Origin of the sequence: uncultured Vagococcus sp., assembly GCF_963518325.1 — a bacterium.
Classification (GTDB): domain Bacteria; phylum Bacillota; class Bacilli; order Lactobacillales; family Vagococcaceae; genus Vagococcus_D.
The window spans coordinates 38,643-64,585 of the sequence record NZ_CAUQJB010000002.1 but is presented as its reverse complement, the minus strand read 5'-3'; the positions used below and the strand labels follow the sequence as shown (position 1 = coordinate 64,585).

The 25,943-nt window shown below is 39.9% G+C and carries 24 protein-coding genes, 1 pseudogene and 1 other annotated feature; of the genes and pseudogenes, 23 read left to right on the top strand and 2 right to left on the bottom strand.

Annotated features, from left to right (window positions below):
- The first annotated feature begins 214 nt into the window (after positions 1-214).
- From RWN13_RS02205 to RWN13_RS02165, 9 genes are all read left to right on the top strand, one after another.
- Complete coding sequence (locus RWN13_RS02205) at positions 215-1,363, top strand: cysteine desulfurase family protein (RefSeq protein ID WP_314060021.1); 1,149 nt, start codon at positions 215-217, stop codon at positions 1,361-1,363.
- A 34-nt stretch (positions 1,364-1,397) separates the two neighbouring features.
- Positions 1,398-2,615: a tRNA uracil 4-sulfurtransferase ThiI gene (thiI, locus tag RWN13_RS02200; RefSeq protein WP_314060020.1), complete on the top strand. Its 1,218-nt coding sequence runs from the start codon at positions 1,398-1,400 to the stop codon at positions 2,613-2,615.
- 147 nt (positions 2,616-2,762) lie between these two features.
- Positions 2,763-3,431: a redox-sensing transcriptional repressor Rex gene (locus RWN13_RS02195; RefSeq protein WP_314060019.1), complete on the top strand. Its 669-nt coding sequence runs from the start codon at positions 2,763-2,765 to the stop codon at positions 3,429-3,431.
- A gap of 74 nt (positions 3,432-3,505) precedes the next feature.
- Positions 3,506-3,997 carry a thiol peroxidase gene (gene tpx / locus RWN13_RS02190; protein ID WP_314060018.1) on the top strand — a complete coding sequence of 164 codons (492 nt, stop codon included), beginning with the start codon at positions 3,506-3,508 and terminating at the stop codon, positions 3,995-3,997.
- A 210-nt stretch (positions 3,998-4,207) separates the two neighbouring features.
- Positions 4,208-4,422 (top strand) — a binding site (T-box leader).
- Positions 4,423-4,592: 170 nt separating this feature from the next.
- Positions 4,593-7,232 carry a valine--tRNA ligase gene (locus RWN13_RS02185; RefSeq protein ID WP_314060016.1) on the top strand — a complete coding sequence of 880 codons (2,640 nt, stop codon included), beginning with the start codon at positions 4,593-4,595 and terminating at the stop codon, positions 7,230-7,232.
- Between the two features lie 19 nt (positions 7,233-7,251).
- Positions 7,252-8,544: a folylpolyglutamate synthase/dihydrofolate synthase family protein gene (locus RWN13_RS02180; RefSeq protein WP_314060015.1), complete on the top strand. Its 1,293-nt coding sequence runs from the start codon at positions 7,252-7,254 to the stop codon at positions 8,542-8,544.
- A 124-nt stretch (positions 8,545-8,668) separates the two neighbouring features.
- Entirely contained in the window at positions 8,669-9,334 is a 666-nt protein-coding gene (locus RWN13_RS02175; RefSeq protein WP_314060013.1) for an HAD family phosphatase, read from the top strand.
- Positions 9,335-9,403: 69 nt separating this feature from the next.
- Positions 9,404-10,090 carry a DNA repair protein RadC gene (gene radC, locus RWN13_RS02170; RefSeq protein ID WP_314060488.1) on the top strand — a complete coding sequence of 229 codons (687 nt, stop codon included), beginning with the start codon at positions 9,404-9,406 and terminating at the stop codon, positions 10,088-10,090.
- Between the two features lie 195 nt (positions 10,091-10,285).
- Entirely contained in the window at positions 10,286-10,489 is a 204-nt protein-coding gene (locus RWN13_RS02165) for a cold-shock protein (RefSeq protein ID WP_209532280.1), read from the top strand.
- 130 nt (positions 10,490-10,619) lie between these two features.
- Here RWN13_RS02165 and RWN13_RS02160 read toward each other — a convergent pair whose 3' ends face one another.
- Entirely contained in the window at positions 10,620-10,787 is a 168-nt protein-coding gene (locus RWN13_RS02160; RefSeq protein ID WP_314060011.1) for a DUF3042 family protein, read from the bottom strand.
- 187 nt (positions 10,788-10,974) lie between these two features.
- Here RWN13_RS02160 and RWN13_RS02155 point away from each other — a divergent pair, with 187 nt between their 5' ends.
- The 10 genes and pseudogenes from RWN13_RS02155 (at position 10,975) to thrB (ending at position 22,429) form a co-directional block, all read left to right on the top strand.
- Entirely contained in the window at positions 10,975-11,715 is a 741-nt protein-coding gene (locus RWN13_RS02155; protein WP_314060009.1) for a glycerophosphodiester phosphodiesterase, read from the top strand.
- Between the two features lie 20 nt (positions 11,716-11,735).
- Positions 11,736-12,677 (top strand): tRNA (adenosine(37)-N6)-dimethylallyltransferase MiaA, encoded by a 942-nt coding sequence (miaA, locus tag RWN13_RS02150; protein WP_314060007.1) that lies wholly within the window; start codon positions 11,736-11,738, stop codon positions 12,675-12,677.
- A gap of 35 nt (positions 12,678-12,712) precedes the next feature.
- Positions 12,713-13,945 (top strand): GTPase HflX, encoded by a 1,233-nt coding sequence (hflX, locus tag RWN13_RS02145; RefSeq protein ID WP_314060005.1) that lies wholly within the window; start codon positions 12,713-12,715, stop codon positions 13,943-13,945.
- Positions 13,945-15,161 (top strand): annotated as a pseudogene (locus tag RWN13_RS02140) (methionine gamma-lyase family protein). The gene hflX and the pseudogene RWN13_RS02140 overlap by 1 nt, the downstream one beginning before the upstream one ends.
- Positions 15,162-15,581: 420 nt before the next feature.
- Positions 15,582-15,959, top strand: coding sequence for a MerR family transcriptional regulator (locus tag RWN13_RS02135; RefSeq protein WP_314060003.1), 378 nt, complete (start codon positions 15,582-15,584; stop codon positions 15,957-15,959).
- Positions 15,960-15,987: 28 nt separating this feature from the next.
- Positions 15,988-17,328, top strand: coding sequence for a type I glutamate--ammonia ligase (gene glnA, locus RWN13_RS02130; protein ID WP_314060001.1), 1,341 nt, complete (start codon positions 15,988-15,990; stop codon positions 17,326-17,328).
- A gap of 189 nt (positions 17,329-17,517) precedes the next feature.
- Positions 17,518-19,242: a phospho-sugar mutase gene (locus RWN13_RS02125; protein ID WP_314059999.1), complete on the top strand. Its 1,725-nt coding sequence runs from the start codon at positions 17,518-17,520 to the stop codon at positions 19,240-19,242.
- 391 nt (positions 19,243-19,633) lie between these two features.
- Positions 19,634-19,945, top strand: coding sequence for a metalloregulator ArsR/SmtB family transcription factor (locus RWN13_RS02120; RefSeq protein ID WP_314059998.1), 312 nt, complete (start codon positions 19,634-19,636; stop codon positions 19,943-19,945).
- Positions 19,946-20,215: 270 nt separating this feature from the next.
- Positions 20,216-21,502 (top strand): homoserine dehydrogenase, encoded by a 1,287-nt coding sequence (locus tag RWN13_RS02115; protein WP_314059997.1) that lies wholly within the window; start codon positions 20,216-20,218, stop codon positions 21,500-21,502.
- Between the two features lie 66 nt (positions 21,503-21,568).
- Positions 21,569-22,429, top strand: a complete 861-nt coding sequence (gene thrB, locus RWN13_RS02110) for a homoserine kinase (protein WP_314059995.1) — start codon at positions 21,569-21,571, stop codon at positions 22,427-22,429.
- Positions 22,430-22,469: 40 nt separating this feature from the next.
- Here the strand turns inward: thrB and RWN13_RS02105 are convergent, their stop codons facing one another.
- Entirely contained in the window at positions 22,470-23,297 is an 828-nt protein-coding gene (locus RWN13_RS02105) for a pyruvate, water dikinase regulatory protein (RefSeq protein ID WP_314059993.1), read from the bottom strand.
- A 71-nt stretch (positions 23,298-23,368) separates the two neighbouring features.
- Between RWN13_RS02105 and RWN13_RS02100 the strand changes: the two genes are divergently transcribed.
- The 4 genes from RWN13_RS02100 to RWN13_RS02085 all read left to right on the top strand — a co-directional run bounded on the left by RWN13_RS02100 (position 23,369) and on the right by RWN13_RS02085 (position 25,890).
- Positions 23,369-23,803: a Fur family transcriptional regulator gene (locus tag RWN13_RS02100; RefSeq protein ID WP_314059992.1), complete on the top strand. Its 435-nt coding sequence runs from the start codon at positions 23,369-23,371 to the stop codon at positions 23,801-23,803.
- A 169-nt stretch (positions 23,804-23,972) separates the two neighbouring features.
- The gene (rpsU, locus tag RWN13_RS02095) at positions 23,973-24,149 is read left to right on the top strand and encodes a 30S ribosomal protein S21 (RefSeq protein ID WP_023605663.1); all 177 of its coding nucleotides are present in this window, start codon (positions 23,973-23,975) and stop codon (positions 24,147-24,149) included.
- A 25-nt stretch (positions 24,150-24,174) separates the two neighbouring features.
- Positions 24,175-24,624: a GatB/YqeY domain-containing protein gene (locus tag RWN13_RS02090; protein WP_314059990.1), complete on the top strand. Its 450-nt coding sequence runs from the start codon at positions 24,175-24,177 to the stop codon at positions 24,622-24,624.
- A gap of 300 nt (positions 24,625-24,924) precedes the next feature.
- Positions 24,925-25,890, top strand: coding sequence for a PhoH family protein (locus RWN13_RS02085; RefSeq protein ID WP_314059989.1), 966 nt, complete (start codon positions 24,925-24,927; stop codon positions 25,888-25,890).
- Positions 25,891-25,943: the final 53 nt, after the last annotated feature.

The window sequence follows — 25,943 nt, the reverse complement described above, 5'->3', positions numbered from 1 at the left end:
AAACTGTTTCTCTTGAATTCATTTTAAGAGAGGCAGTTTTTTTGTTCTTACTGGAATTAGAAGCTAGAAGGTAGAGTGACTTTCAGTTATCGGTGATTGTAATTTTAGTCAATAACGTCTATAATGAATAAGGATTTTACGTGAAGTGAAATAGCTGAGTTAGTGGTGATAATTTACTGAAATGACAGTTAAGTTAAAGAAAAGGAGTCAAGTTATGATATATTTTGATAATAGCGCAACGACAAAAATTCATCCTGGCGTATTAGATACTTATGTAAAGACAAGCCAACGGATTTTAGGGAATCCTTCGAGCTTACACCAATTAGGAGCGCAAGCGACTCGTCTATTGGATCAATCGCGGAAACAACTAGCCGAATTGTTAGAGGTTTTACCAGAAGAAGTTTATTTTACTAGTGGTGGAACAGAAGGTGACAATTGGGTTGTTAAAGGCACTGCTATAGAAAAGAACGGCTTTGGCAAACATCTAATCATTTCAGATATCGAACATTCGGCTGTTTCGAAAGCTGCCCAGCAACTTGAGCAGTTTGGTTTTGAAATTTCCAAAGCGCCAGTTGATAAACGAGGCATTGTGGATGTTGCAGCTCTCGCGTCTTTGATTCGACCTGAAACTATTTTAGTTTCAATTATGGCTGTCAATAATGAAGTAGGAAGTGTGCAACCGATTGAGGCGATTGGTAAGTGTTTAATCGATTACCCGACGATTCACTTTCATGTTGATGCTGTGCAAGCTTTAGGAAAAGTGCCAAAAGAAAAATGGCTGACGCCTCGTGTGGATTTTGCCACCTTTTCTGCTCATAAATTTCATGGGCCAAAAGGGGTTGGCTTTATCTTTAGTCGTAAAGGTCGGATTATTGCGCCGCTTTTAAACGGCGGTGGTCAAGAGCATAATCATCGTAGTGGAACAGAAAATGTAGCGGGGGTAGTGGCTATGTCTCGAGCTGTTCGTCTCCATTTAGAAGATCAGGAACTAAAAAATAAACGAGAAGCTAATATTAAAGAATACTTATTGGACTCATTAAAAAAATACGATAAGGTGTCGCTTTTTTCTGAACATAATCAGGATTTCGCTCCCCATATTGTTTGTTTTGGCCTTAAAGGAGTCAAAGGGGAAGTGCTTGTTCATGCATTTGAGCAAAAAGATATTATCGTGTCAACCACTAGCGCTTGTTCTAGCCGCAGTAAGGTGGCTGGGAGTACGTTGCATGCGATGGGCGTCCATGATAGTGTGGCAACTACGGCTATTCGCTTAAGTTTGGAAGCGAACTCGACTATGGTTGAAGCGGAGCAATTTATGATTGTCTTTAATCAATTATACAAACAGTTTGCCAAGATTAATAATTAAACCACTATATAAGGTTAAAGAGGAAGGAAATGTCATGAATTATACAGAAATTATGGTCCGCTATGGTGAACTTTCCACTAAAGGGAAAAATAAACGGGTTTTTATAAGCATCTTAGCTAGTAATGTCAAAAGTGCTTTAAATCAATTTCCCAATGTTAAAGTCCATGCTAATCGTGATCGGATGCATTTGTTGTTAAATGGGGAAGATAGCACTGGGGTGATGGATGCTTTGAAGCCGATCTTTGGTATCCAAAATGTTTCGCCATCTATTAGAATTCCTAAAACAACTGAAGCAATCTATCGCACAGCTGTTGAAATGATGACCGAAGTGTATGAGGAAGGTCAAAGTTTTAAAGTCAATACTAAACGCTCAGACAAGGAATTTGAATTGGATACAAATGAGTTGAATCGAGAGGTTGGCCATCATGTCATTGAAGCGATTCCCACTATTGGCGTTGAAATGAAAAAGCCGGATATAACCTTGCGAGTAGAGATTCGTCCCGATGGCGCCTTTCTTTCTTGTGAAACAATCAAAGGGGCAGGTGGGTTGCCAGTTGGTTCAAGTGGTCGTGGCATGTTGATGCTTTCAGGTGGGATTGATTCACCGGTGGCTGGTTATTTAGCGATGAAACGAGGCGTAAAAATTGAAGCCGTACATTTCCATAGTCCTCCTTATACGAGTCTACAAGCGTTGAATAAAGCGAAAGATTTAACGGTGAAGTTAGTTCCTTATGTGGGTAGCATTCAATTTATCGAGGTGCCGTTTACAGAAATTCAAGAAGAAATCAAAAAGCATGTTGATGAAGGTTACTTAATGACGATTACTCGTCGTTTTATGATGCGGATTACTGATCAGATTCGTGAAAAGCGTAAAGGACTAGCCATCATCAATGGAGAATCCCTAGGTCAAGTGGCGTCGCAAACGCTACACAGTATGATTGCTATCAACGAAGTGACTGCTACTCCAATTATTCGTCCAGTAGTGGCAATGGATAAAAGTGAAATCATTGAGATTGCTGAAAAAATTGATACCTTTGATTTAGCGATTCAACCATTTGAAGATTGTTGTACTATTTTTGCCCCACCTAAACCTAAGACTAAACCACGTTTAGATCGTGCTCTTGATTTTGAGGGAAAACTAGATGTGGAAGGGCTAATTGAACGTGCTGTAGCAGGTATTAAAATCAGTGAAATACAATTAGGTCAACAGTATTTAGCCGGTGATGCAGAAGAATTTGATGATTTATTATGATAAAAGTACAAGAGCAGCTTAGGCTAGTTGTTCTTGTACTTTTTTGCTATTCTGTAAAATTAACTCTTTTTTTCACAAAGTTATTGTAATGCGCAGCGGTCAATGGTACACTTGGAGTGTGAATGTTTTAACAAGAGGTGAGAAAAAATGAAAAAAGAAGACGAATGTAAGATACCAAATGCTACAGCTAAGCGGATTCCATTGTACTATCGCTACTTAAAAATTTTAGAAGAATCCAATGTTGAACGGATTAAATCAAAAGAATTTAGTCAATTAATTCAAGTGCCATCGGCGACGATTCGGCGTGATTTTTCCCATTTTGGTGAACTAGGTAGAAGTGGTTATGGCTACGACGTTAGTTATTTAATTCAAGTGTTCAGTCATATACTAAACACTCAAGTTGAAAAGCGAATTGCTTTAATCGGTGTCGGTAATTTAGGAAGAGCCTTAATAAAAAATAACTTCCGCAGAAATGAATATTTGAACATTGTTAGCGCCTTTGACAGTGATCCAAGTTTGGTGGGAACAAAAATTAATAACATCACAATCCGCCACATGGATGATTTGGCAGATGTCGTGAAAAAAGAAGGGGTTATGACGGCTATTTCAACCGTTCCAAGCAAACATTCTCAAGGAGCAGTTGATTCCATCGTGACATCGGGCATTACGGCGATTTTAAACTTCGCGCCAGGTCGGGTAAAAGTACCTGACAATGTAAAGATTCAGTATATTGATTTGACAACGGAATTACAAACGCTGATTTATTTTGATGAAAACTTTACATCAAATCATCAGTTTAATTTTGCCAATCAATAAGCATGACTTTTGTTTTTACAAGAAATATCTCGTATACTGAAGGTATCAAAAATATGAGAGGGGTTATCAGCATCATGAAAGTAACATTGAAGGGCAAACCAGTAGAATTGGAAGGTGACCAACCTAAAGTAGGGAAAAAGGCGCCTGATTTTTCATTAGTCAATTTAAACAAGCAAATCATTCAATTGTCAGACCTTTCAGATAAACCCGTTATTATCAGTGTCGTACCGAATATCAATACGAGTGTCTGCCAGTTACAAACAAAGCGCTTTAATCAGGAAGCTGCTAAAGTTGATGGGGTTCATTTCTTAACAATTTCAAACAACACAAAAGAAGAGCAAGAATCATGGTGTGCTGCTGAAGATGTGGACATGGAAATGCTTCACGATACAGAATTAAAATTCGGTAAACTTTACGGACTGTTTATGCCGGAAGTTGAATTATTAGCACGAGCTATTTTTGTTATCGATAAAGAGATGACTGTTGTTTACGAAGAAATTGTACCGGAGATAGCAACGGAACCAGATTATGAGCAAGCATTAGCTACTGCTAAAGGGTTGATCTAAAAACAGGAATCTTCTACTCAGTTGAAAGACGAGTAGAAGATTTTTTTAGGTGATTTTTAGTGAGGTGTAGTTTGCACGTCTAAAATCATAAAAAGGTGTTATTTGGAGCAAGTGAGAAGATATGGAATAATTTAATTAGAGATATCGGTTAAAATCATGGTCTTTTTAGGAAGAAAGTTTGACCTTCGGCAGGTTTACATGTAAAATATGGTCAGGACGTAGAACAAGAGAAGTAACTTTTGAAATAGTGTCAGAAAGAGAACCCTTAGGCTGGAAGGTTTTTACTAGGCAGAAAGTGAAGGTAGCTTGTGAGTTGATTAGCTGAACTAACAGTAAGTTAATCCGAGTCGTGACCGTTAGCTCACGCTAGAGATGTAGCTGTTTGGCTATAAATTAGGTGGTACCGCGTAAATGACGCCCTAAGAACACATGTGTGTTTTTAGGGTTTTTTGATTGTCCTGAAGACCGCTAGGAAAATCCGATGGACGCGAATCTGGCTGAGTTTGGGAGCCGATGAGAACAGGAAATAACCTATTGATCTCTGGTGTGAAGCCGGGATGATTACTACATGATACATTATGAAAGAGGGATGAGTATGTCAGAAAAGAATTTAGCACCAAAGTATGCCCCCCAAGAAGTTGAGGAAGGCCGTTACGCCAAGTGGGTTGCAGACAAGCGTTTCGTTCCAAGTGAGGATCCGTCGGCAGAGCCATATTCGATCGTGATTCCACCACCAAATGTTACTGGAAAACTACATTTAGGCCATGCTTGGGATACGACGTTACAAGATATTATTATCCGTCATAAGCGAATGCAAGGTTTTGATACCTTGTGGTTACCAGGAATGGACCATGCGGGAATCGCCACTCAAACGAAAGTGGAAGAAAAATTAGCTGAAGATGGCCTAACACGTTATGATTTAGGGCGTGAGAAATTTGTTGAAAAAACCTGGGAATGGAAAGAAGAGTATGCCGGTCATATTCGTGATCAATGGGCGAAAATCGGTATTTCAGTGGATTATTCTCGTGAACGTTTTACATTGGATGAAGGGCTATCTGAAGCCGTGCGCAAGGTTTTTGTGACTCTGTATGAAAAAGGGTTAATCTACCGCGGTGAATACATTATTAACTGGGATCCCAAAGCGAAAACAGCTCTATCTGACATCGAAGTGATTCATAAAGATGTGGAAGGTGCCTTTTACCATATGAGTTATTTGTTAGCTGATGGCAGTGGTGAAACAGTTGAAATTGCGACGACTCGTCCAGAAACAATGTTAGGCGATACTGCTGTTGCCGTTCACCCGGAAGATGAGCGCTACAAAGACTTGATTGGTAAGTATGTTATTTTGCCACTGATGAATAAAGAAATCCCAATCATCGCAGATGATTATGTTGATCCGGAATTTGGGACTGGCGTTGTGAAGATCACACCTGCCCATGATCCTAATGACTTTGAGGTTGGTAATCGTCATCATTTGCCACGAGTAAACGTGATGCATGAAGATGGGTCGATCAACAGTTTAGGTGGTAAATACGAAGGCATGGATCGTTTTGCAGCACGAAAAGCCGTGATCAAGGATCTAGAAGCTGAAGGGCGTCTAGTTAAGATTGACAAAATGGTGCATAGTGTGGGACATTCTGAGCGTAGTGGTGTCGTTGTAGAGCCGCGTTTGTCGACTCAATGGTTTGTTAAAATGGCGCCATTAGCTAAGGAAGCTTTAGCTAATCAGGAAACAGATGATCGTGTTGACTTTTATCCACCACGTTTTAACCAAACGTTCTCAACATGGATGGAAAATGTTCATGATTGGGTTATCTCTCGCCAATTATGGTGGGGACATCAAATTCCAGCTTGGTATCACAAAGAAACAGGTGAATTGTATGTTGGTGAAGTTGCGCCGGCTGATAGTGAGAACTGGGTTCAAGATGAAGACGTCTTAGACACATGGTTTAGTTCAGCTTTATGGCCATTTTCAACCATGGGCTGGCCTGATGAAGAGGCACCTGATTATCAACGTTACTTCCCTAATTCAACCTTAGTGACCGGGTATGATATTATATTCTTCTGGGTTAGTCGGATGATGTTCCAAAGTTTAGAGTTTACTGGTAAAGCGCCATTTAAAAATGTTTTGATGCATGGATTAATAAGAGCGGAAGATGGTCGCAAGATGAGTAAATCTTTAGATAATGGAATCGACCCAATGGAAGTCATTGATAAGTATGGTGCAGATGCCCTGCGCTGGTTTATGTCGAATGGCTCAACCCCGGGACAAGATATGCGTTTTAGTTATGATAAGATGGATGCTTCTTGGAACTTTATTAATAAAATTTGGAACGCCAGTCGCTTCGTTTTAATGAACACAGAAGACCTTACTTTTGCGGACATCAAATTGGAGGGCCGTAAAACGGTGGCTGACCGTTGGATTTTAACTCGTCTTAATGAAACCATTGAGCGCGTGAATACCCTTTTTGAAAAATTCGAATTTGGTGAAGCTGGTCGTCACTTGTATAACTTTATCTGGGATGATTTCTGTGATTGGTACATTGAGATGAGTAAAGAGGTCTTGTATGGCGAAGATGAAAGTCAAAAACAAATGACTCGTAGTATCTTAGTTTATACCTTGGACAATATTTTACGCCTGATTCATCCGATAATGCCTTTTGTGACAGAAGCTATCTGGGAAAAAATTCCTCATCGAGGCGACTCAATTGTGGTGGCAAGTTATCCAGTGGTTGTCCCTGAGCTATCTGATGAAAAAGCGGCAGATGGAATGGAAGTTCTAAAAGAAGTGATTCGTTCGGTTCGTAATATTCGGGCAGAAGTCAATACGCCTCTTTCTAAAGCTATTACGTTGCTGATTAAAACAAGCGACTCAGGTGTCAAAGAATTCTTGGAAGCTAATCAGAATTACATTCAACGTTTCTGTAATCCAGAAGAATTAGTGATTTCACCAGATATCGATGCACCAGAGCTTGCGATGAGTGCGGTTATTACAGGAGCAGAAATTTACTTACCCTTAGCGGATTTGATCAATATCGAAGAAGAAATTGCTCGCTTGGAAAAAGAATTGGCAAAATGGACAAAAGAAGTGAAGATGGTTCAAGGCAAGTTGTCAAATGAGCGTTTTGTTTCAAATGCACCTGAGGAAGTCGTAGCAGGTGAACGTGAAAAAGAAAAAGGTTACTTGGAAAAACAAGCAGCTGTTAAGGAACGGATTGCCACATTACGCAAATAAGTGACTGGGGGAAAGTTCAATGACTTATATGGAGGCTCTTGAGTGGATTCACAGTCGCTTGCCATTCGGCTCGCGACCGGGTTTGGAGCGAATTAATGCTCTTCTTGATAAACTAGATAATCCTCAACACAAAATAAAAACTGTTCATGTTGGTGGGACAAATGGTAAGGGATCGACTGTCACATTTTTAAGATGTTTGTTAGAGGAGGCAGGTCTTAAAGTAGGGACCTTTACGTCTCCTTATATAACGGCGTTTAATGAGCGGATTGCAATTAATAATCAGCCAATACCTGATAAACAACTAGTGGCTTTGGTTGAAAAGTTTCAACCTTTAGTGGCAGAACTGGATAAAAGTACTGATCTAGGTGGTGCAACGGAATTCGAAATTATTACGGCCATGATGTTTGATTATTTTTATGAAGAGGCAGTGGACGTGGCCATAGTTGAAGTTGGCTTAGGGGGGACGTTGGATTGTACAAATGTGATTACGCCTTTGATTAGTGGCATTACAACAATCGGTTTGGACCATATGGATATTCTAGGTGACACGTTACCGGAGATTGCGCATCAAAAAGCTGGAATTATCAAAGCTGGTCGTCCGATTGTGACAGGGAACATTCCGTTAGAGGCGCTAAACGTACTGATAGCATCTGCTAAGGAGAAAGGTAGTCCTTTAGCTCAATATCAAAGTGATTACCGCTTAAATAATCCCTTTTCTTTGGGAATTAAAGGAGAGTCTTTTGATTTTGTGAGTCATAATCTGGCTGCTGAAGGGGTTAACATCCCTCTTATTGGCCAACATCAGCGAGATAATGCCGGCTTGGCTCTTGAGATGTTTCGTCAATTAGGTCCTGACTTAGGCTATGATCCGACTCTCATTGACTTTCGCCGGGCCCTTTTAAAAGCTGAATGGGCTGGGAGAATGGAGACGATTAGCGAGTCACCCTTGGTCTTAATCGATGGTGCTCATAATGAACCGGCTGTCCAAGTATTAGTGGATAATCTACTATTGGAGTTTCCCAATCGTAAAATTTATACGATTTTTGCGGCAATTAAGCCAAAAGCAGTGGAAAAGATGTTACAATTACTATTAACAGTTCCTGAGATGCATCTGTATTTAACGACCTTTGATTATCCGAAGGCCTATAACTTAACTGATTACCCGATAGCTGGGCTAGAGGCGACTGAGTTGATTCCAGATTGGAAAAAGGCTTTAGTTGAACTCAAAGGACAGTTAACAGGCGACGATGTGTTATTAGTCACGGGGTCGTTGTATTTTATTTCTCAAGTAAGGTCATTTTTACTTGAATAATGGTTATTTCTTAATAGTGTTAAGTGAGAAGTGGGTTAAATAAGGGGTTAATAAAGTCTGACTAGACGCAACTCCATGGGAGCTCAGACCAGTCAGCAAAAAGCGTTTCAAACAGGAGGTTCCAATGAAGAAAGAGTATAAAGGCATCATTTTTGATATGGATGGGCTACTTTTTGACACTGAAACAATTTATTGTGAGGCGAGCATGAAATTAGCGCCAAAATATGGACTTACAGGCTACGACGAAGAGTTGTACATGCGCTATGTGGGGATTTCCGATGAAGAATTACAACAAGCGTATTATCAGGACTTTGCAGAAGTGCCTAATGAGGCGATTGATGCGTTTATGGAAGAAGGTCACCAAGAGGTTAAGAAAATGTTCTTGGCTGGCCAAGCGGCATTAAAACCAGGCGTTGTAGAACTTTTGCGCCACTTTAAGCAAGAGGCTGTCCCTTGTGTGGTAGCAAGTAGTAACATGCGAATTTTTATTGACATTTTATTGGATAAGGCTAAGATTCGTGATTTCTTTATTGATATTGTGTCTGTTGAAGATGTTAAGCGAGCTAAGCCTGATCCGGAAATCGTTGAAAAAGCCGTAGGTAAATTAGGGATTCATGCCTCTGACTGTTTGATGTTAGAAGATTCTTTTAATGGTGTACTGGCTTCTCATGGTGCTGGTGTGGATGTTATTATGGTGCCAGATTTATTGCAACCAACTGTTGAGATTCGAGAAAAAACCTTAAAAGTTCTCCCAGATTTAAAAGAAGTCAAAGAAATGTTAAAAAAATAAATGAAATCACCTCTTTTTTGCTTACTTTATTAGTAGGGAGCAAAAAGGAGGGTTTTTTTGAGTCAAGAAATGAGCAGTAAAAATTTGATTTCTGAGATGCCAGTCGCCAATCGTCCTCGAGAACGGTTGATTCATTATGGGGAAGGCGCACTCTCGGACCAAGAGTTATTAGCAATTATCTTACGAACTGGTTTTAAAGAGAAAAATGTCATGCATTTGTCTTTACAATTTTTAAATCATTTTGGAAGTCTGTATGAGTTAAAGGTGGCATCTCTTGAAGAGCTTCAAGAGATCAAGGGAGTTGGGTTAGTTAAAGCAGTTGAAATTAAGGCGGTGATTGAATTAGGAATGCGGTTGGCTAAAGCAAATCAGGTCAAATTAGGTAGGGTCACGTCAAGTATGGAAATCGGGCAGATGATGATTGAAGAGCTTAAAGATTTGAGACAAGAACATTTAATGGCACTGTATTTGAATACGAAAAATGAAATGATTAAGAAGGAAACGTTATTCATTGGCAGTTTAAACCAAAGCATTGCCCATCCGCGGGAAATTTTTCGTTCGGCAGTTAAATACTCAGCTGCAAGAATAATTTTAGTTCATAATCATCCATCAGGAGATACTTATCCATCTAAAAATGATATTGAATTCACTAAAAGGGTTGTGGAGTGCGGGGAATTAATGGGGATTGAATTGTTGGATCACTTGATAATCGGCCATCAAAGTTACTGTAGTTTAAAAGAACTTCATGTTATTTAATGAGGGTTAAATAAGGTGACAGGCTGAAAAGGTTGTACTTGCAATTGTTTTATTAATGCGTTATCATAATAGGTGTAATTCTAGAATGGTCAGTATGTAGAGGTTGTTTAACGAGAAAAGTTGCAGACACCTTTAACGTACCGCAAAAGTATTACAATATTATGTGCAAGACAAGGCACGAGGAGGAAACACAACATGGAACAAGGTACAGTAAAATGGTTTAACGCAGAAAAAGGCTTTGGATTTATCCAACGCGAAAATGATGGTGGAGACGTATTTGTACATTTTTCAGCGATCCAAGGAGAAGGTTTCAAATCATTAGAAGAAGGTCAATCAGTTACTTTTGAAATTGAAGACACCGACCGTGGCCCGCAAGCAGCTAACGTAACTAAAAACTAATTTAAACTTTAATCAAAAACACTCAGCTTTTCGAAGCTGAGTGTTTTTTTCACGTACTAAATCATAGACAATAGGAAAACCACCAGGCAAACTGTCTGGTGGTTGCTGTGTTATCGAGCTGCATGTGTGACTAGCGAGCGCGACTTTTACGCATTGCTTTGCGGCGGTTATCGTCGATCATGTTTTCTTTTTCTTCAATTGGTTCGATGACAGTTTTTTTCACGCCATATACGATACCTGCTAGAGTCGCTACTGCTACTGTTGTTCCTGCCAGGAAACCAGATACAAATTTTTTCATCATTAATCACCTTTTCATCTATTAGATAGGTTCTATTATCCAACAAATTGTAAAAAAAAGCCAGTGATATACTATATTTATTGCATTTAGTTGTGTTTGAGCCGCTTCTACGCTAATAGCATTTCTTTCTCCTACTACTTTTACTTGTAAAGTGATAGAATTAGAGTTGAATTGGAGGTTGATGGAAATGACAAAAGTAATTGCTCATCGAGGAAGTAAAGGAACGCACCCTGAAAATACCTTTGCTGCATTTCAGGAGGCCGTTGATTGTCAGAGTGATGGCATTGAATTAGACGTCCAGTATACAAAAGACAAGGCCTTAGTTGTCATTCATGACAATACGGTTGACCGTACGACGAACGGCCAAGGCGAAATCGATCAGTTGACACTTCAAGAAATTCAACAACTGGATGCAGGAAGTTGGTTTGATCCCATATACAGTGACCAGCGGATTCCGCTTTTCACAGAAGTCTTGGTCTTCTTAGAGCAACAGGGATTTAAAGGATTACTTAATATTGAAATAAAGACAGATGAAAAAGCTTATTTGGGAATTGAAGGGGATATTGTCAAGGTGATGCAAAGCGAATCTTGGGGATTCGATTATGTCTATTCAAGTTTTAATTTAACGTCACTTGAAATCGTTCACCAACTGGATCCACTGGCTGAAAAAGCCTATATTATGGCCACATCAGTTAAAAAGATAAAAAAGGCACAAACGATGGCTTTTATCAGTGGGATTCATCCGAAAATTGATTGGGTTAAAAGTCAAGGCGATAAGATAAGTGCTTATCCGAAAGCTGTTCGACCTTGGACGGTTAATGATGAGCTGGATATGCGTTATTGCTTTAGACATAATATTACTGGGATTCATACGGACTATCCGCGGGAGGCTATCCGCTACCGTAATTTGATGTATCCTAACTTATGATAGGGAGAGGTTAAGAATAATTGGTAAAAGAAAAAGTATTAGTAATTGTCGGTCCGACTGCAGTTGGGAAAACCGCGTTAAGTGTTGAGCTGGCAAAAGCCCTTAATGGTGAAATTATCAGTGGTGATTCTTTGCAAGTTTATCGAGGGCTGGATGTAGGCACAGCCAAGGCGACTGTTGAAGAGCGTCAAGGGATTCCTCATTATTTATTAGATGTACGGGATCAACAGGAGAGTTTTTCGGTGGCGGATTTTCAAGTATTAGGTCGTCAATATCTGGCGGACTGCCATCGTCGGGGAAAATTACCCATTGTTGTAGGTGGGACAGGACTTTATATTCAATCCTTATTATTTGACTTTGAGTTAGGTGGCCAAAGTGAGGCGCTGGATACCTCGGAGCTTCGCCAAGAGTTAACGGTTTATTGGGAACGGTGTGGGACTCAGAAATTGTGGGAACGACTTCGCGACCAAGATCAAGGGGCAGCCGAAGTAATTCATCCGAATAATGTTAAGCGAGTTATTCGGGCTATTGAAGTCATTGAGTTAACTGGGAAGAGTTTGACTGAACAGGTTCAAGTGGATTATCATGATTTAGAGAATGCGTTGTATGATGTTAAGTTGATTGGTTTAACGACTGAGCGTGAGAACTTGTACCAACGGATAAATCAACGAGTTGAATTGATGATGGAGGCGGGAGTTTTAGAAGAAGCCCGTGGAGTCTACGGACAAGAAGGTATTCAGGGAGCCCAAGGGATTGGGTATAAAGAATTTTTCCCTTATTTTCAAGGTGAATCGAACCTCGAGACAGCCGTCACTCTAGTGAAACAGAATTCCCGTCGTTATGCGAAGCGACAATTAACATGGTTTCGCAATCGGATGTCGGTTGAGTGGTGGGACTTGGTGGCGCATCCTGAATCCTTAAGTGAGCTTCAGATGGATGTTGCCAATTGGTTGGAAAAATAAGTCAGTTTTTTATTAGAAAGGGGCATGAATGCTTTTTGTTAGAACGTGAGAAAGTGATTTTAGTCGGCGTGGAAACGCAAAGTAATCAACAGTATTTTACTGAATCGATGAATGAATTAAAAAATTTAACAGAGACTGCTCAAGGGGAAGTTGTCTATCAATTGGTTCAAAAGAGGCAGATGGTGAGTCGTCAAACAATTATTGGTAAAGGGAAATTGGCTGAATTAGTCCAATTGGTAGATGCTCATGAGGCAGATTTAGTAGTGTTTAACCAGCCATTGACACCTCGTCAAAGTCAGTTGATTAACGACGCAGTCAATGTACGCGTGCTGGACCGGGTCCAATTAATTCTTGATATTTTCGCCATGAGAGCCCAGTCAAAAGCTGGAAAGCTGCAAGTTGAGCTAGCTCAGTTGAATTATCTTTTGCCTCGCTTAGTCGGGCAAGGAACCAGTTTATCTCGTTTAGGTGGAGGAATTGGCACCCGTGGCCCGGGAGAAACAAAATTGGAAACGGATCGTCGTCATATTCGAAACAAGTTAACGGCCATACGGCGGGAATTGAAAGAAGTAGGGGCTAGTCGCGAACGAAATCGTCAAAAGCGCCAAGATGCCAATGTTTTTCAGATTGGTTTAATTGGCTATACTAACGCTGGGAAATCAACTCTTTTAAATATGTTGACGGATGCAGAGACGTACTCTGAAGATCAGTTATTTGCGACTCTAGATCCTTTGACTAAACAATGGCAGATGGCTGAAGGTTTCCAAGTGACCTTGACTGATACGGTTGGATTTATTCAGGACTTGCCAACACAATTGATTGAGGCTTTTCAATCCACACTGGAAGAGAGTCGCAGTATGGATCTATTGCTTCACGTTGTGGATGCTAGCTCTGAAGATCGTCATCTTCAAGAAAAGACGGTTTTAGGTCTGTTAGACGAGTTGGAGATGAATGAGATTCCCTTGATGACTGTTTACAATAAAATTGATCAGGTGGATGACCATACCTTTGTGCCTACCCTTTTCCCAAATATTCAAATTTCTGCCAAGAATCCAGCTGATCGAGTGGTGGTAGAAGCTGGTATTAGACGGAAAATCATGGAGATGTTCGAACCTTATGAAAAACATTTGCGAGCGGAAGAGGGGCATTTATTAAATCGATTGGCGACCCATACATTACTGGTCAGCCAGGAATTTGATGAAGAGGCTGAAGAATATGTCGCCAAGGGATTTGCATCTAAAAATTCTCGGTGGCTAGAGGAGGAGTGATGATCTGGTCCGCTCAACTAGCGCCTGAATTGATTGAAACAATTAAAGAGCTAGATATCAAAATCACACCTATGCGCCGGCAAATGGAAGAAGTGGCGTTAGTTAATCAAAGTAAAGTACTGACAGCCTTTCGTCGCAATCAATTATCGGAAAGTCACTTTGCCATGTCCACTGGGTACGGCTATGATGATCTGGGGCGTGACACTCTTGAGTCGATTTATCCAGAGGTTTTTAATACAGAAGATGCCATTATTCGTCCATAGTTGATCTCCGGTACCCATCTCATTGCAACTGTTTTATTCGGAGTGTTGCGGCCTGATGATGATTTGTTGTACATTACAGGGACGCTTTACGATACCTTGCTTGAGGTGATCGGTCTTGCAGGTGACGGAATTGGCTCGTTTAAAGAATCCAATATCGGTTATGACCAGGTGAGGTTAATTGATGGCCATGTTGATTCTAGTGGTATCGAGGGAAAAGTCACTGCAAAAACAAATTCGTTGCTATCCAGCGTTTCCGTGGTTATGATCAGCGACCCTCCTTTACTGTGGAGAAAATCGGTCAGATGGTTACTCTTATTCGCGATTGCTATCCAGGAATGGTTTTTTTTGTCGATAATTGTTATGGGGAGTTTGCGGAGATAATTGAGCCGATATCATGGCGGGTTCCTTAATAAAAAATCCCGGTGGTGGGATTTGTAAGACTGGTAGTTATATTGTAGGGCGTGAAGAGTTGATTAAGTGTTGTGGGTATCGCATGACAATTCCTGGTGTAGGTTAGGAAACTAGGGCTATGATCGGCATTATTCACGAAATGCTTCAAGGTTTCTTTTTAGCTCCTCACGTTGTTAGCCAAGCGTTTCAGGGAGCAATTTATACAGCGGCATTGCTGGCTGAATTTGATATTGAGTCAACACCTAAATGGGATGAACCGCGGACTTACTTAATTCAGATGGTAGTTTTAAAAGAGCGAGAGGTGATGGTGGCATTTTGTCAGGCAATCCAGACCTATTCCTACCTATATGCCAAGTTATGAAGACGATGTTATAATGGCGGCTGGTACCTTTATTCAAGGTGCCAGTCTCGAGTTGACTGCCGATGGGCCTTTGCGCCCGCCTTGCATTTTATATGTTCAAGGTGGTTTAACGTATGAACATGCTAAACTAGCAGTTAGTCATGCTGTTAACGATGTTTTTTCAAAAGGTATAAAGAAGTAGCCCCTCTGTCCAGAAATAGGACGGAAGGGCTTATTTTCTAGTGACGAGTTATTTCTTTTGATTTATTCATAGGATAGAGACGTCTAAGCGACAGATTGCTTAAGAAACTTGTTTTAAAGGGTATTTGATTTAATCCTAACCCGTTGTATTGAGGCGTGTCATCTATTCAGTTGAATTGGTCTAGTTTTATTTGCAGTGGCTAAACAGGTAGAGAATGATAAATAAATATATTTTTTGAACTTTATCATTATTTATTCTTTTTATTATAACTGTTGAAAACTTGATAAATCAATCTTTATATACAGTGTTGAAAAAAAGTATAAAAAAATAACGCATCCATGTAAGGAAAGCTAACATGGAATGTTGACAGTTTTTTTATCAACTGGTATGATTCTATTATCAATTAAGAGGAGGGCTGCTATGAGTGAAAAAGAATTGCGGAAGTCGATGTCTGTTTTTCCCATTGGAACAGTTATAAAATTAACTGATTTAAGTGCTAGGCAAATTCGTTATTACGAAGAACAGGAGCTAGTATTTCCAGAGCGAACAAGTAGTAATCAACGGATGTATTCTTTGAATGATGTGGATCGTTTACTTGAAATTAAAGACTGGCTCAGTGCAGGCTATAATATGGCAGGCATTCACAAACTGTATGATCGAGAAAAGGAAAAGCAACAATCACAAAAAGCAGCTTACCACTTAACGGACAATGAGGTGCGGAGGATTTTTTATGATGAACTGCTAGCAGAAAGTGGTTTGAATCGTCATCCTTTCCAATCTGAAGGCCCAAGGTTTTAAAATCTAATGACAAATGGGGACGACAACTGTGGAAAAAAATGCCAAACGAATTGCCGAGATTAAAAAGATTGCCAAGGAAGAAAACGTGCGCTTCTTACGTTTAATGTTTACCGATGTAATGGGAACAATCAAAAATGTGGAAGTGCCGATCAGTCAATTAGACAAAGTTTTGGATAACAAAATGATGTTTGATGGTTCTTCTATTGAAGGCTTTGTTAGAATTGAAGAGAGCGACATGTTCTTATTTCCAGACCTTAAGACCTGGTTAATCTTCCCTTGGGAAAATGGCGATGGAAAAGTGGCTCGTTTAATTTGTGACATTTACATGCCAGAAGGCACACCTTTCTTGGGCGATCCTCGTGGAAACTTGAAGCGTGTGGTAAAAGAGATGAGCGATCTTGGGTTTAAGTCATTTAATTTAGGTCCAGAACCAGAATTTTTCCTTTTCAAACTGGATGAGAAAGGGAAACCGACGACTGAACTTAATGATAGCGGCGGTTACTTTGATTTTTCTCCGCAAGACTTAGGTGAAGATTGTCGCCGAGATATTGTGTTAGAACTTGAGAACCTTGGTTTTGAAGTTGAGGCTTCCCACCATGAATGTGGGCCTGGTCAACATGAAATTGACTTTAAGTACGCAGATGTGTTGGAAGCATGTGACAATATTCAAACCTTTAAATTAGTGGTAAAAACCATTGCCCGTCGTCATGGCTTGCATGCGACTTTTATGCCTAAACCTTTACACGGCATTGCTGGTTCAGGCATGCACTGTAATATGTCCCTTTTCACTGATGAAGGAAATGCTTTCTTCGATGAAAATGGCGAACGTCAATTGAGTCAAACTGCTTATTATTTCTTAGGAGGTTTACTGGAACATGCTCGCGCGTATACGGCAGTATGTAATCCGACAGTCAATTCCTACAAACGGTTGGTGCCAGGTTTTGAAGCACCGGTTTATGTAGCTTGGAGTGGTCGCAATCGTTCGCCATTAGTTCGAGTGCCAGAATCTCGTGGTTTGTCTACTCGTTTAGAGTTGCGTTCTGTTGATCCTTCGGCTAATCCTTACTTAGCAATGGCGGTCCTACTTGAGGCAGGCCTTGATGGCATTCGCAACAAGATTGTGCCACCGGCAGAAGTCAACCGCAATATTTATGTGATGAACGAAGAGGAACGTGAGGCAGCTCAAATCACGGATTTACCTTCAACATTACATAATGCAATCAAAGCCTTGCGCAAAGACGAGGTGATAAAAAATGCTCTGGGCGAGCATATTTATGCTAATTTTGTTGAAGCCAAGCGCCTTGAATGGAGTGCTTTCCGCCAACAAGTCTCTGAGTGGGAAAGAGAACAATATTTAGAGTTGTATTAAAGAAGGGAATGAACAAGCGGCATTGAGTTGGGGGACTCATTTCTGCTTGTTTTTTTGACGCCAATTTTCAACTGAAAAAGTAAGGGGGTCTAGCTTTTTTTATTTTTTCTTTAAGGAAAAATTATCAGCAGACTAAAGTGTTTAATGGTATACTATGTCTTGTATAATTTATTGAAAGAGGTGGCTTGGATGACTTGGCAACAAGTATATAAAGAATGGCAAGAACAGCCAGATTTACCAGGGGCTTTAAAATCAAATTTAGCCGAATTAGCAACTGATCCTGAACAATTAGAAGATGCGTTTTACGCACCTTTAGAATTTGGTACAGCAGGAATGCGAGGTATTTTAGGTGCTGGGATTAATCGCATGAATGTTTACACGGTAAGACAAGCAACAGAAGGATTAGCTCGATTTATTGAAACACTGGATGAGAGTGCAAAAAGCAGAGGTGTTGTGATTGCCTATGATTCTCGTCATCAATCACCTGAATTTGGTCTGGAAGCAGCTAGAGTACTGGCATCTCATCAGATTAAAGCCTATGTTTTTGAAAGTTTAAGACCGACACCGGAACTATCTTTTGCCGTACGGGAGTTAAATTGTATCGCTGGCATTATGATTACTGCCAGTCACAATCCTGCTGCGTATAACGGCTATAAAGTTTATGGAGCCGATGGTGGGCAGATGCCGCCACAAGATGCTGATGCTTTGACGGCGTTTGTTCGTCAAATTGAAAATCCTTTGGCGATTAACATTGCGGCTCACAGTGACGAATCCCCTTCTGAGTACATCGAAATAGTGGGTGATAAACTTGATACTGTTTATTTGGAAAATATTAAGTCTGTCTCGATTGATTTGGACTTAATCAAGGAGTATGGCAAAGAATTAAAATTAGTTTTTACCCCTCTTCATGGTACAGGTAAGATGCTAGGAGAACGAGCTCTTCAACGAGCTGGTTTTGAGCAATTTATTTTAGAGCCAGAGCAATCGATTGCTGATCCTGATTTTACTACGGTAAAATCACCAAATCCAGAAGAGTTGTCGGCATTTGAATATGCTATCCGTTTAGGGCAAAAAGAAGGCGCAGACCTGTTGGTCGCAACTGACCCAGATGCCGATCGTTTAGGAGCGGCTGTTCGTTTGCCGGATGGTTCATATCAGGTGTTAACTGGTAATCAAATTGGCGCATTGCTAATTCAGTATATTTTAACAGCTAAACAGGATGCTGGGATTTTACCAGCCAACGCGGCAGTTTTAAAATCAATTGTTTCAAGTGAGATGGCCACGGCGATTTGCCAGAAATTTGACGTTGAAATGATGAATGTTTTGACAGGGTTTAAATTTATTGCAGAAAAAATCGAAGAATTTGAGCAAACAGGTTCTCATTCGTTTATGTTTGGTTTTGAAGAAAGCTATGGTTACTTGGTCAAGTCCTTCGTGCGAGATAAGGACGCGATCCAAACCTTGCTGTTATTAGCTGAAGTGGCTGCATTCTACAAGAAAAAAGGACAAACACTTTATGATGGCTTACAAGCTATTTTTGCTGAATATGGTTATTTTGAAGAAAAAACCATTTCTGTGACTATGGCAGGCATTGAAGGAGCAGGGAAAATCAAGGCCCTAATGACTAAAGCCCGGACTGAACAAGCTACCGATTTTGGGGGTATTCCGGTTCTTGGGACTGAAGACTTTGATGCACAAGAGACAACCTTTGCTGATGGTACTAAAAAGCCTATTGAATTACCAAGAGCCAATGTCTTGAAATATCTATTGGAAGATGGCAGCTGGGTAGCAATTCGACCTTCAGGAACAGAGCCCAAAATTAAGTTTTATATTGCCGCCAAAGCTGAAACTCAAGAAGCAGTGTCTGAAAAAGTGGCAGCAATAAAAAAAACCATTGAGTTATTAATTCAATAAGTAAGTCGAAAGAAGGCAGATAGGTTGCCTTCTTTTTTGTAAATAAGAATAATTTCGTTTTAGGAGCTGAAAGACTAGACATTTAGCAGAAAACGTATTAGCATAGTAAAGTAGAATCAACATGCAAGATGGTTTTCCAAAGAAGGACGCTATTAGAAAAAGGAGAGCCTTAACTCTCTACGATGACCCTCATCTCTAAGCCAATAAATTGGCAAGAATGACGGCTCTACGATGACCCTCATCTCTAAGGTCTGAAGACCTAAGAATGACGGCTAGCATTTTTAATGCGTAGAAGTTTAGGACTCTACACTAGCGCTTCGATCGCAACAATCTCTAAATGCTTAAGCATTTAGAATTGAAGGACGGACCTATTAGAAAAAGGAGTGGCATAATGGCTGAACTGACAGCAACACCGGAAATGATTGAAAAAGTGAGTCAATTGTATAAAGCACTAAGCGATCCGACTAGGATTAAGATTTTAACTTTGTTAAGTCACTCGGAGCAAAATGTGAGTGCTATAGTAGAAAAAATTGGTTTGGAGCAATCGGCAGTTTCCCATCAACTTAAATTATTACGATTGAATCATTTAGTGAAATCCCGTAAAGAGGGAAAATCAGTTTATTATTCATTGGATGATCAGCATGTAGTGGATATTTTAGGTCAAAGTTTTAAACACATTACTCATTCTCAACACCGTGAATGAGTCGAGCCGGTGGCTTTGTGGCGTATGGCAGAATCAGACAATCATTTTGGGTTGTCTGATTCTTTTTGACTTCGGCTAAGTAGTTCAGTGACTTAGTAGGTGTCTGATATCTCTAATGAATCGGACGACGGTATTTGTTAGTCAGGTGTTCTTTAATTTTTCTTCATTAGGGCTAGCAAAAGAGGTTGAATTTCGGTATACTGAGAGATATTATCTTGATTAAAAATTGATGATAAGTTTTTAATCAAAGCTTAAGTAAGGAGTTTAGTCATGGAAAAATTAAAAGTAGCGGTTTTAGGATTAGGAACAGTGGGATCAGGGGTGCCGCTAATTCTAAAAGAACATCAAGAAAAAATATCGTCAGTTACTGGAGTTGAAATTGTTGTTGAGCAAGCCCTAGTGAGAGATGAAGTGGAAAAAGCGGATTTAGCGAAACACTATGATATTCAATTAACGACAGATTATCAAGAGATTTTAACTAACCCAGAGATTCAAGTAGTGGTGGAACTAATCGGTCAAATTGAGCCGGCCAAGACCTACATTATGGAAGCTTTAGAGCATGGAAAACATGTGGTAACAGCGAATAAAGATCTTTTAGCTCTTCATGGTAAAGAGCTAGTTGAGGCAGCTAATAAACACCAACGTGATTTGTATTACGAAGCAGCGGTAGCTGGTGGAATTCCAATTCTAAGAACAATTGCTAACAGTTTAGCAGCAGATAATATTACCTGTGTAAGAGGTATCTTAAACGGAACCACCAATTACATGTTAACAAAGATGGCTAATGAGGGTTGGTCATATGAACAAGCCTTAGATGAAGCTCAGGCGTTGGGATTTGCTGAGTCAGATCCTACCAATGATGTTGATGGAATTGATGCGGCTTATAAAGTGGCCATTCTAACTCAGTTTGCCTTCGGAATGAGCATTGATTTGGATGATATCGACAAAAAAGGGATTCGCGGTATGTCCTCTGATGATATTCAAATGGCTCAGCAATTGGGGTATATCGTGAAACTATTAGGTTCGTCCAAAAAAACTAACGGAAGTGTGGCGGCGGAAGTGGGACCTGTCCTAGTACCCGCTAATCATCCTTTAGCCTCAGTTCAAAATGAAATGAATGCTGTTTATGTGCAAAGTTCAGGTGTCCGTGAGTCGATGTATTATGGACCAGGGGCAGGTGCTAAGCCAACTGCCACAAGTGTGGTCAGTGATATCATTACAGTGGCGAAAAACATCCGTTTGGGAATTAGTGGTCACATGTTTAATTCTTATGCCAGTGAAACCTTGCTGACAAAAGATGAAGACATTGAATCTAAATACTATTTCTCTGTGAATGTTGAAGATAAAGTCGGTCAATTTTTGAAATTAACGCAAATTATCACCGAAGCAGGTGCTAGTATTGATCAGTTGATTCAACAAAAGTCCGATGGCAAGCAAGCGCGGATTGTGGCGATTACTCATTTAATGACGAAGGCACAAATGGCGGAAGTAGCAAAACAGATAAACGAAGTATCGGAATTTGAATTAATTGCCTCGTACCAAGTCTGGACAGATTAAAAAAAGAAAAAGAGAGTTATAGATTCTTGATCATGATGAGGAATTTATAGAGTTTGGAGTAATTTTATGAAAATTAGAGTACCAGCAACAAGTGCCAATTTAGGTTGTGGGTTTGATTCATGTGGCATCGCCTTGTCATTGTATTTACATTTAGATACCGGTGTTGAAGCGGATGTGTGGCAGATTGAACATAGTTTAGCAGGGGTTTCTCATGATGAGAGCAATTTAATCATTAGTACGGCTTTAAAGTTGAAGCCAGATCTTCAGCCTCGTAAGATGACGATGCAGACGGATATTCCACCCGCTCGTGGTCTGGGGAGTAGTTCTACTGCAATAGTGGCGGGGATCGAGTTGGCTAATCGTGAAGGTCAACTTGGCCTTACCCGTAAAGAAAAATTGGCTATTGCGACAGAAATAGAAGGGCATCCTGATAACGTGGGACCCGCTATTTACGGTGATTTTGTCGTCGCGTGTTACGATCAGTCAGAAGTCAATAGTGTTAAGCACCATTTTCCGGATTGTGACGTCGTGGTTTTTATTCCTAATCAGGAATTATTGACTAGTGAGAGTCGTGATATTTTACCGAAAACATTACCATATAAAGAGGCTGTAACGGCCAGTGGCATTAGCAATGTCATGATTGGGGCTGTGTTAAATGGTAATTTACCACTAGCTGGCAAGATGATGGAACAGGATTTATGGCATGAAAAATATCGGGGAGAGTTAATCCCACATTTGAAACCTCTTCGTGATGTCGGTCATGATTTAGGGGTGTATGGAACTGTCTTAAGTGGTGCTGGACCAACTATTCTGACCTTATGTCCGTATGAATTGACTGATAAATTTGTAAATGAAGTCAAAGCTTTAGGTTTGGATGGTAAAGTAGAAATTTTAGCAGTGGATAAAGAAGGCACGCAAGTCTATTAAAAAGAAGTTGGTGGACGGTGTCCAACCAACTTCTTCGTGTTTATCCGTAATAGCTGTGTTCTTGTAGGTGCAAGCCGTCTAAGATGATTGAAGCTGTTTCTTCAATAGATAGATCGGCAACGTTGATGACTAAGCAATCCAATTTGTTATACAGATCTTTAGCGAAGGTTAACTCTTCTTTAATTTTCTCAATATTGGAATAAGCCGTTTCAGGGTTTAACCCATATGCCTTCATCCGTTCCTGACGAATTTTATTAAGAATATTGGGGTCGTTAGTTAGGCCGACGATTTTTTTAGGGTCAACCTCCCACAATTGTTTAGGAATATGAGCTTGTGGAATTAGGGGGAGATTAGCAACCTTGAGATTTTTATTTGCCAGAAATAAGCTAAGAGGTGTTTTAGACGTTCGTGAGACACCAAGTAAGACGATATCGGCTTCTAAAAAACCTTTTGGGTCTTTGCCATCATCGTATTTAACGGCAAATTCCATAGCGTTAATGCGGCTAAAATAATTTTGATCCAGTGAATGAACGGCGCCAGCGACACGATTTGGTTTAATATCTGTTCGCTTCGCTATTTCATTGACTAGAGGTGAGAGTAAATCCATGCAAAACAAGCCGCATTCGGCGCAAAAATCATTGGCGAGTTTAACAAATTCTTCTGAAATCATGGTATGAACCACAATAGCATCAATTTTTTTTGCTTCTTCAAGAGAGGCAATTAAATCTGCTTCTTCACAGACAAAGGTTTTTCTGACTAACGGAATGTCGGCACCTTCGTACTGTGCAACGGAGGCCTGAGCTAATCGAGCAGCTGTTTCTCCGGCTGAATCGGAAATGATGTAAATACTGGGGATTTTTTGGGTCATATGTAATTCCCTTTCTTGATTTTATTTCATAATTATTATAGCATATATCAAAGAGAGAGAAGGGCTGAATAATGACAGAGACAAAACGAATTGATTTAGCACTAGAAAAGATGAAGGAACACGGGTTCAAATACACGAAACGCCGGGAAATGTTACTGACCTTTTTAGCTGAAGCTGATAAATATACCAGTGCGAAGGAAGTTTATGAGTATATGAGTCAACAGTTTTCAGGTATTAGCTACGATACGATTTATCGTAATTTAAAGGATTTTTCGGATATGCATCTATTGGAAGAGACCGAGTGGGATGGGGAAAAGAAGTTCCGTTTTCATTGTGATCATCATGAAATGGGACATCATCATCACTTTATTTGTACCAACTGTGGTGCAACTCGAGAAATTCACATGTGTCCTATGGATTATTTTAAAGAACAGCTGGCGGGGTGTAAAATCGAAGGTCATCGCTTTGAAATATTTGGAAAATGTGAAAATTGTATTCAAGCCTAGTCAGGGATAGACGGCTTATTGTAATAAAAAAGAGAAAAGATTGTCGAATTAAGTTGACGTTAAAAAGGACTTTCGCTATAATGTTATAAGGACAGTTTTTTGTTATGAGATAGTTACTATCAAACTATGAAAAACGGTTACTTTTTAAGCACGGGGGGAGGGAATTTATATGTCAAAAACAGTTGTTAAGAAAAATGAATCTCTTGATGATGCTCTTCGTCGCTTCAAACGTTCCGTTTCAAAAACTGGTACTTTGCAAGAATACCGCAAACGTGAGTATTACGAAAAACCAAGTGTGAAGCGTAAGAAAAAATCTGAAGCAGCGAGAAAACGTAAGAAATTCTAGTTTTCAATGATTGGAGCTGATCCTAATGTCGCTTCTTACCCAATTGAACGAGGACATTAAAACAGCGATGAAAGCCAAAGACAAAGCGTCTTTAGATGTTCTAAGGCTGTTGAAAGCTTCTGTTCAAAACGAGCAAATCGCAAAAGGTGGAGACTTAACTTCTGATGAAGAGGTAACGGTTTTAGCCCGGGAAATGAAACAGCGTCGTGATTCACTTGTTGAATTCGAAAATGCTGGTCGTGATGATTTGGTTGAAACAGTAAAAGCGGGAATTGTTATTGTCGAAAAATATTTGCCGAAACAATTAGATGAAACGGAAGTTCGTCAAATTGTTGCTGATGCAATTGATGCCACTGGTGCCAGCTCTGCTAAAGAATTTGGTAAGGTGATGGGGGCAGTAATGCCTAAAGTCAAAGGTAAAGCAGACGGAAATATGGTCAATGCAGTTGTCAAAGAATTATTACAAGAGAAATAACTAAGAAACCAGGAGAGGAAACTTTCTTGGTTTTTTTGCGCGTGGGGAGCTGAATCAAACCGTCATATTATCAATAAATCGGGGACAGTGGTATAATTCAGTGACTCGGTTTTGTTGAGTTCTTTAATCAGTCCGATGGGAGCAGTCGGAGCAACTATTTAATCATAACCTTTAAGTTCCAACAAGCGAAACCAGTGAAAGGTTCCTTACAAGTTGTAAAGAATCTTTTTTCAATTGACAAAGTATGGTATTATTTGAGTTAGTAGAGTGAGATAAAATAGAGAAGGAGATGTTCTTTTTTTGTTAGAACAAAATCAAGCGTCTTTAGAGATCCGCGTAAAAAATCAATCAGAGGCAACTGAATTATTAGGAACTCACGATAAACATTTAAAATTGATTGAAGAAAATCAGCATGTGACTATTTTAAGTCGGGGTGAGATGATTCAAATTACCGGTTTGGAAGAGAATGTCCAAAGGGTCTATGAAGTCTTAAGAAAACTGCAAGTCTTAATTTTAAGAGGCATCCCCATTGGGACTCCAGATGTTGTGACCGCTCTAAAAATGGCCCAAAAAGGCACGTTGGAATACTTTACTGATATCTATGAAGAAGAAATTCTAAAAGATAAAAATGGTAAAGCAATCCGCGTGAAAAATTATGGTCAAAAAGAGTATATTGAAACAATTAAGAAGAAGGATGTCACCTTTGGTATTGGGCCAGCTGGAACAGGGAAAACATTTCTCGCCGTGGTAATGGCGATTTCAGCTTTAAAACGAGGAGAAGTTCAAAAAATAGTCTTAACCCGACCAGCTGTTGAAGCTGGGGAAAACTTAGGCTTTTTACCTGGTGACTTGAAAGAAAAAGTTGATCCTTATTTACGCCCAGTCTATGATGCGTTGTACGCCGTTTTTGGCATCGACCATACCAATCGTTTAATGGAGCGTGGTGTAATCGAGATTGCGCCTCTGGCATACATGCGTGGGCGTACTTTGGAAGATTCCTTCGTTATTTTGGATGAGGCTCAAAATACGACGATCGCGCAAATGAAAATGTTCCTAACCCGTTTAGGATTTAATTCTAAAATGATCGTTAACGGGGATGTCTCTCAAATTGATTTACCTCGTGGGGTGATGAGTGGCTTGATTCACGCTGAAAAAACATTAAAGTCGATTAAAAAAATTGGGTTTGTGACCTTTACGTCCAGTGACGTGGTTCGTCACCCAGTTGTTGCAGAAATCATTAATGCCTACGATGAAGAAAATAAGTAGGTGTGTACCATAGTCTTGTCGTGACTGTCAGCAAGGCTAAACAAGGACTGTGA

Bases quoted from the DNA above. Each gene is read 5' to 3' on its own strand.
- RWN13_RS02175 (WP_314060013.1), top strand. From the start codon at position 8,669: ATGAAGAAAGAGTATAAAGGCATCATTTTTGATATGGATGGGCTACTT.
- radC (WP_314060488.1), top strand. From the start codon at position 9,404: ATGAGCAGTAAAAATTTGATTTCTGAGATGCCAGTCGCCAATCGTCCT.
- RWN13_RS02195 (WP_314060019.1), top strand. From the start codon at position 2,763: ATGAAAAAAGAAGACGAATGTAAGATACCAAATGCTACAGCTAAGCGG.
- RWN13_RS02205 (WP_314060021.1), top strand. From the start codon at position 215: ATGATATATTTTGATAATAGCGCAACGACAAAAATTCATCCTGGCGTA.
- thiI (WP_314060020.1), top strand. From the start codon at position 1,398: ATGAATTATACAGAAATTATGGTCCGCTATGGTGAACTTTCCACTAAA.
- RWN13_RS02100 (WP_314059992.1), top strand. From the start codon at position 23,369: ATGACAGAGACAAAACGAATTGATTTAGCACTAGAAAAGATGAAGGAA.
- RWN13_RS02090 (WP_314059990.1), top strand. From the start codon at position 24,175: ATGTCGCTTCTTACCCAATTGAACGAGGACATTAAAACAGCGATGAAA.
- RWN13_RS02155 (WP_314060009.1), top strand. From the start codon at position 10,975: ATGACAAAAGTAATTGCTCATCGAGGAAGTAAAGGAACGCACCCTGAA.
- RWN13_RS02180 (WP_314060015.1), top strand. From the start codon at position 7,252: ATGACTTATATGGAGGCTCTTGAGTGGATTCACAGTCGCTTGCCATTC.
- RWN13_RS02135 (WP_314060003.1), top strand. From the start codon at position 15,582: ATGAGTGAAAAAGAATTGCGGAAGTCGATGTCTGTTTTTCCCATTGGA.
- RWN13_RS02160 (WP_314060011.1), bottom strand. From the start codon at position 10,787: ATGAAAAAATTTGTATCTGGTTTCCTGGCAGGAACAACAGTAGCAGTA.
- rpsU (WP_023605663.1), top strand. From the start codon at position 23,973: ATGTCAAAAACAGTTGTTAAGAAAAATGAATCTCTTGATGATGCTCTT.
- RWN13_RS02120 (WP_314059998.1), top strand. From the start codon at position 19,634: ATGGCTGAACTGACAGCAACACCGGAAATGATTGAAAAAGTGAGTCAA.
- RWN13_RS02185 (WP_314060016.1), top strand. From the start codon at position 4,593: ATGTCAGAAAAGAATTTAGCACCAAAGTATGCCCCCCAAGAAGTTGAG.
- tpx (WP_314060018.1), top strand. From the start codon at position 3,506: ATGAAAGTAACATTGAAGGGCAAACCAGTAGAATTGGAAGGTGACCAA.
- RWN13_RS02125 (WP_314059999.1), top strand. From the start codon at position 17,518: ATGACTTGGCAACAAGTATATAAAGAATGGCAAGAACAGCCAGATTTA.
- RWN13_RS02105 (WP_314059993.1), bottom strand. From the start codon at position 23,297: ATGACCCAAAAAATCCCCAGTATTTACATCATTTCCGATTCAGCCGGA.
- RWN13_RS02165 (WP_209532280.1), top strand. From the start codon at position 10,286: ATGGAACAAGGTACAGTAAAATGGTTTAACGCAGAAAAAGGCTTTGGA.
- RWN13_RS02115 (WP_314059997.1), top strand. From the start codon at position 20,216: ATGGAAAAATTAAAAGTAGCGGTTTTAGGATTAGGAACAGTGGGATCA.
- thrB (WP_314059995.1), top strand. From the start codon at position 21,569: ATGAAAATTAGAGTACCAGCAACAAGTGCCAATTTAGGTTGTGGGTTT.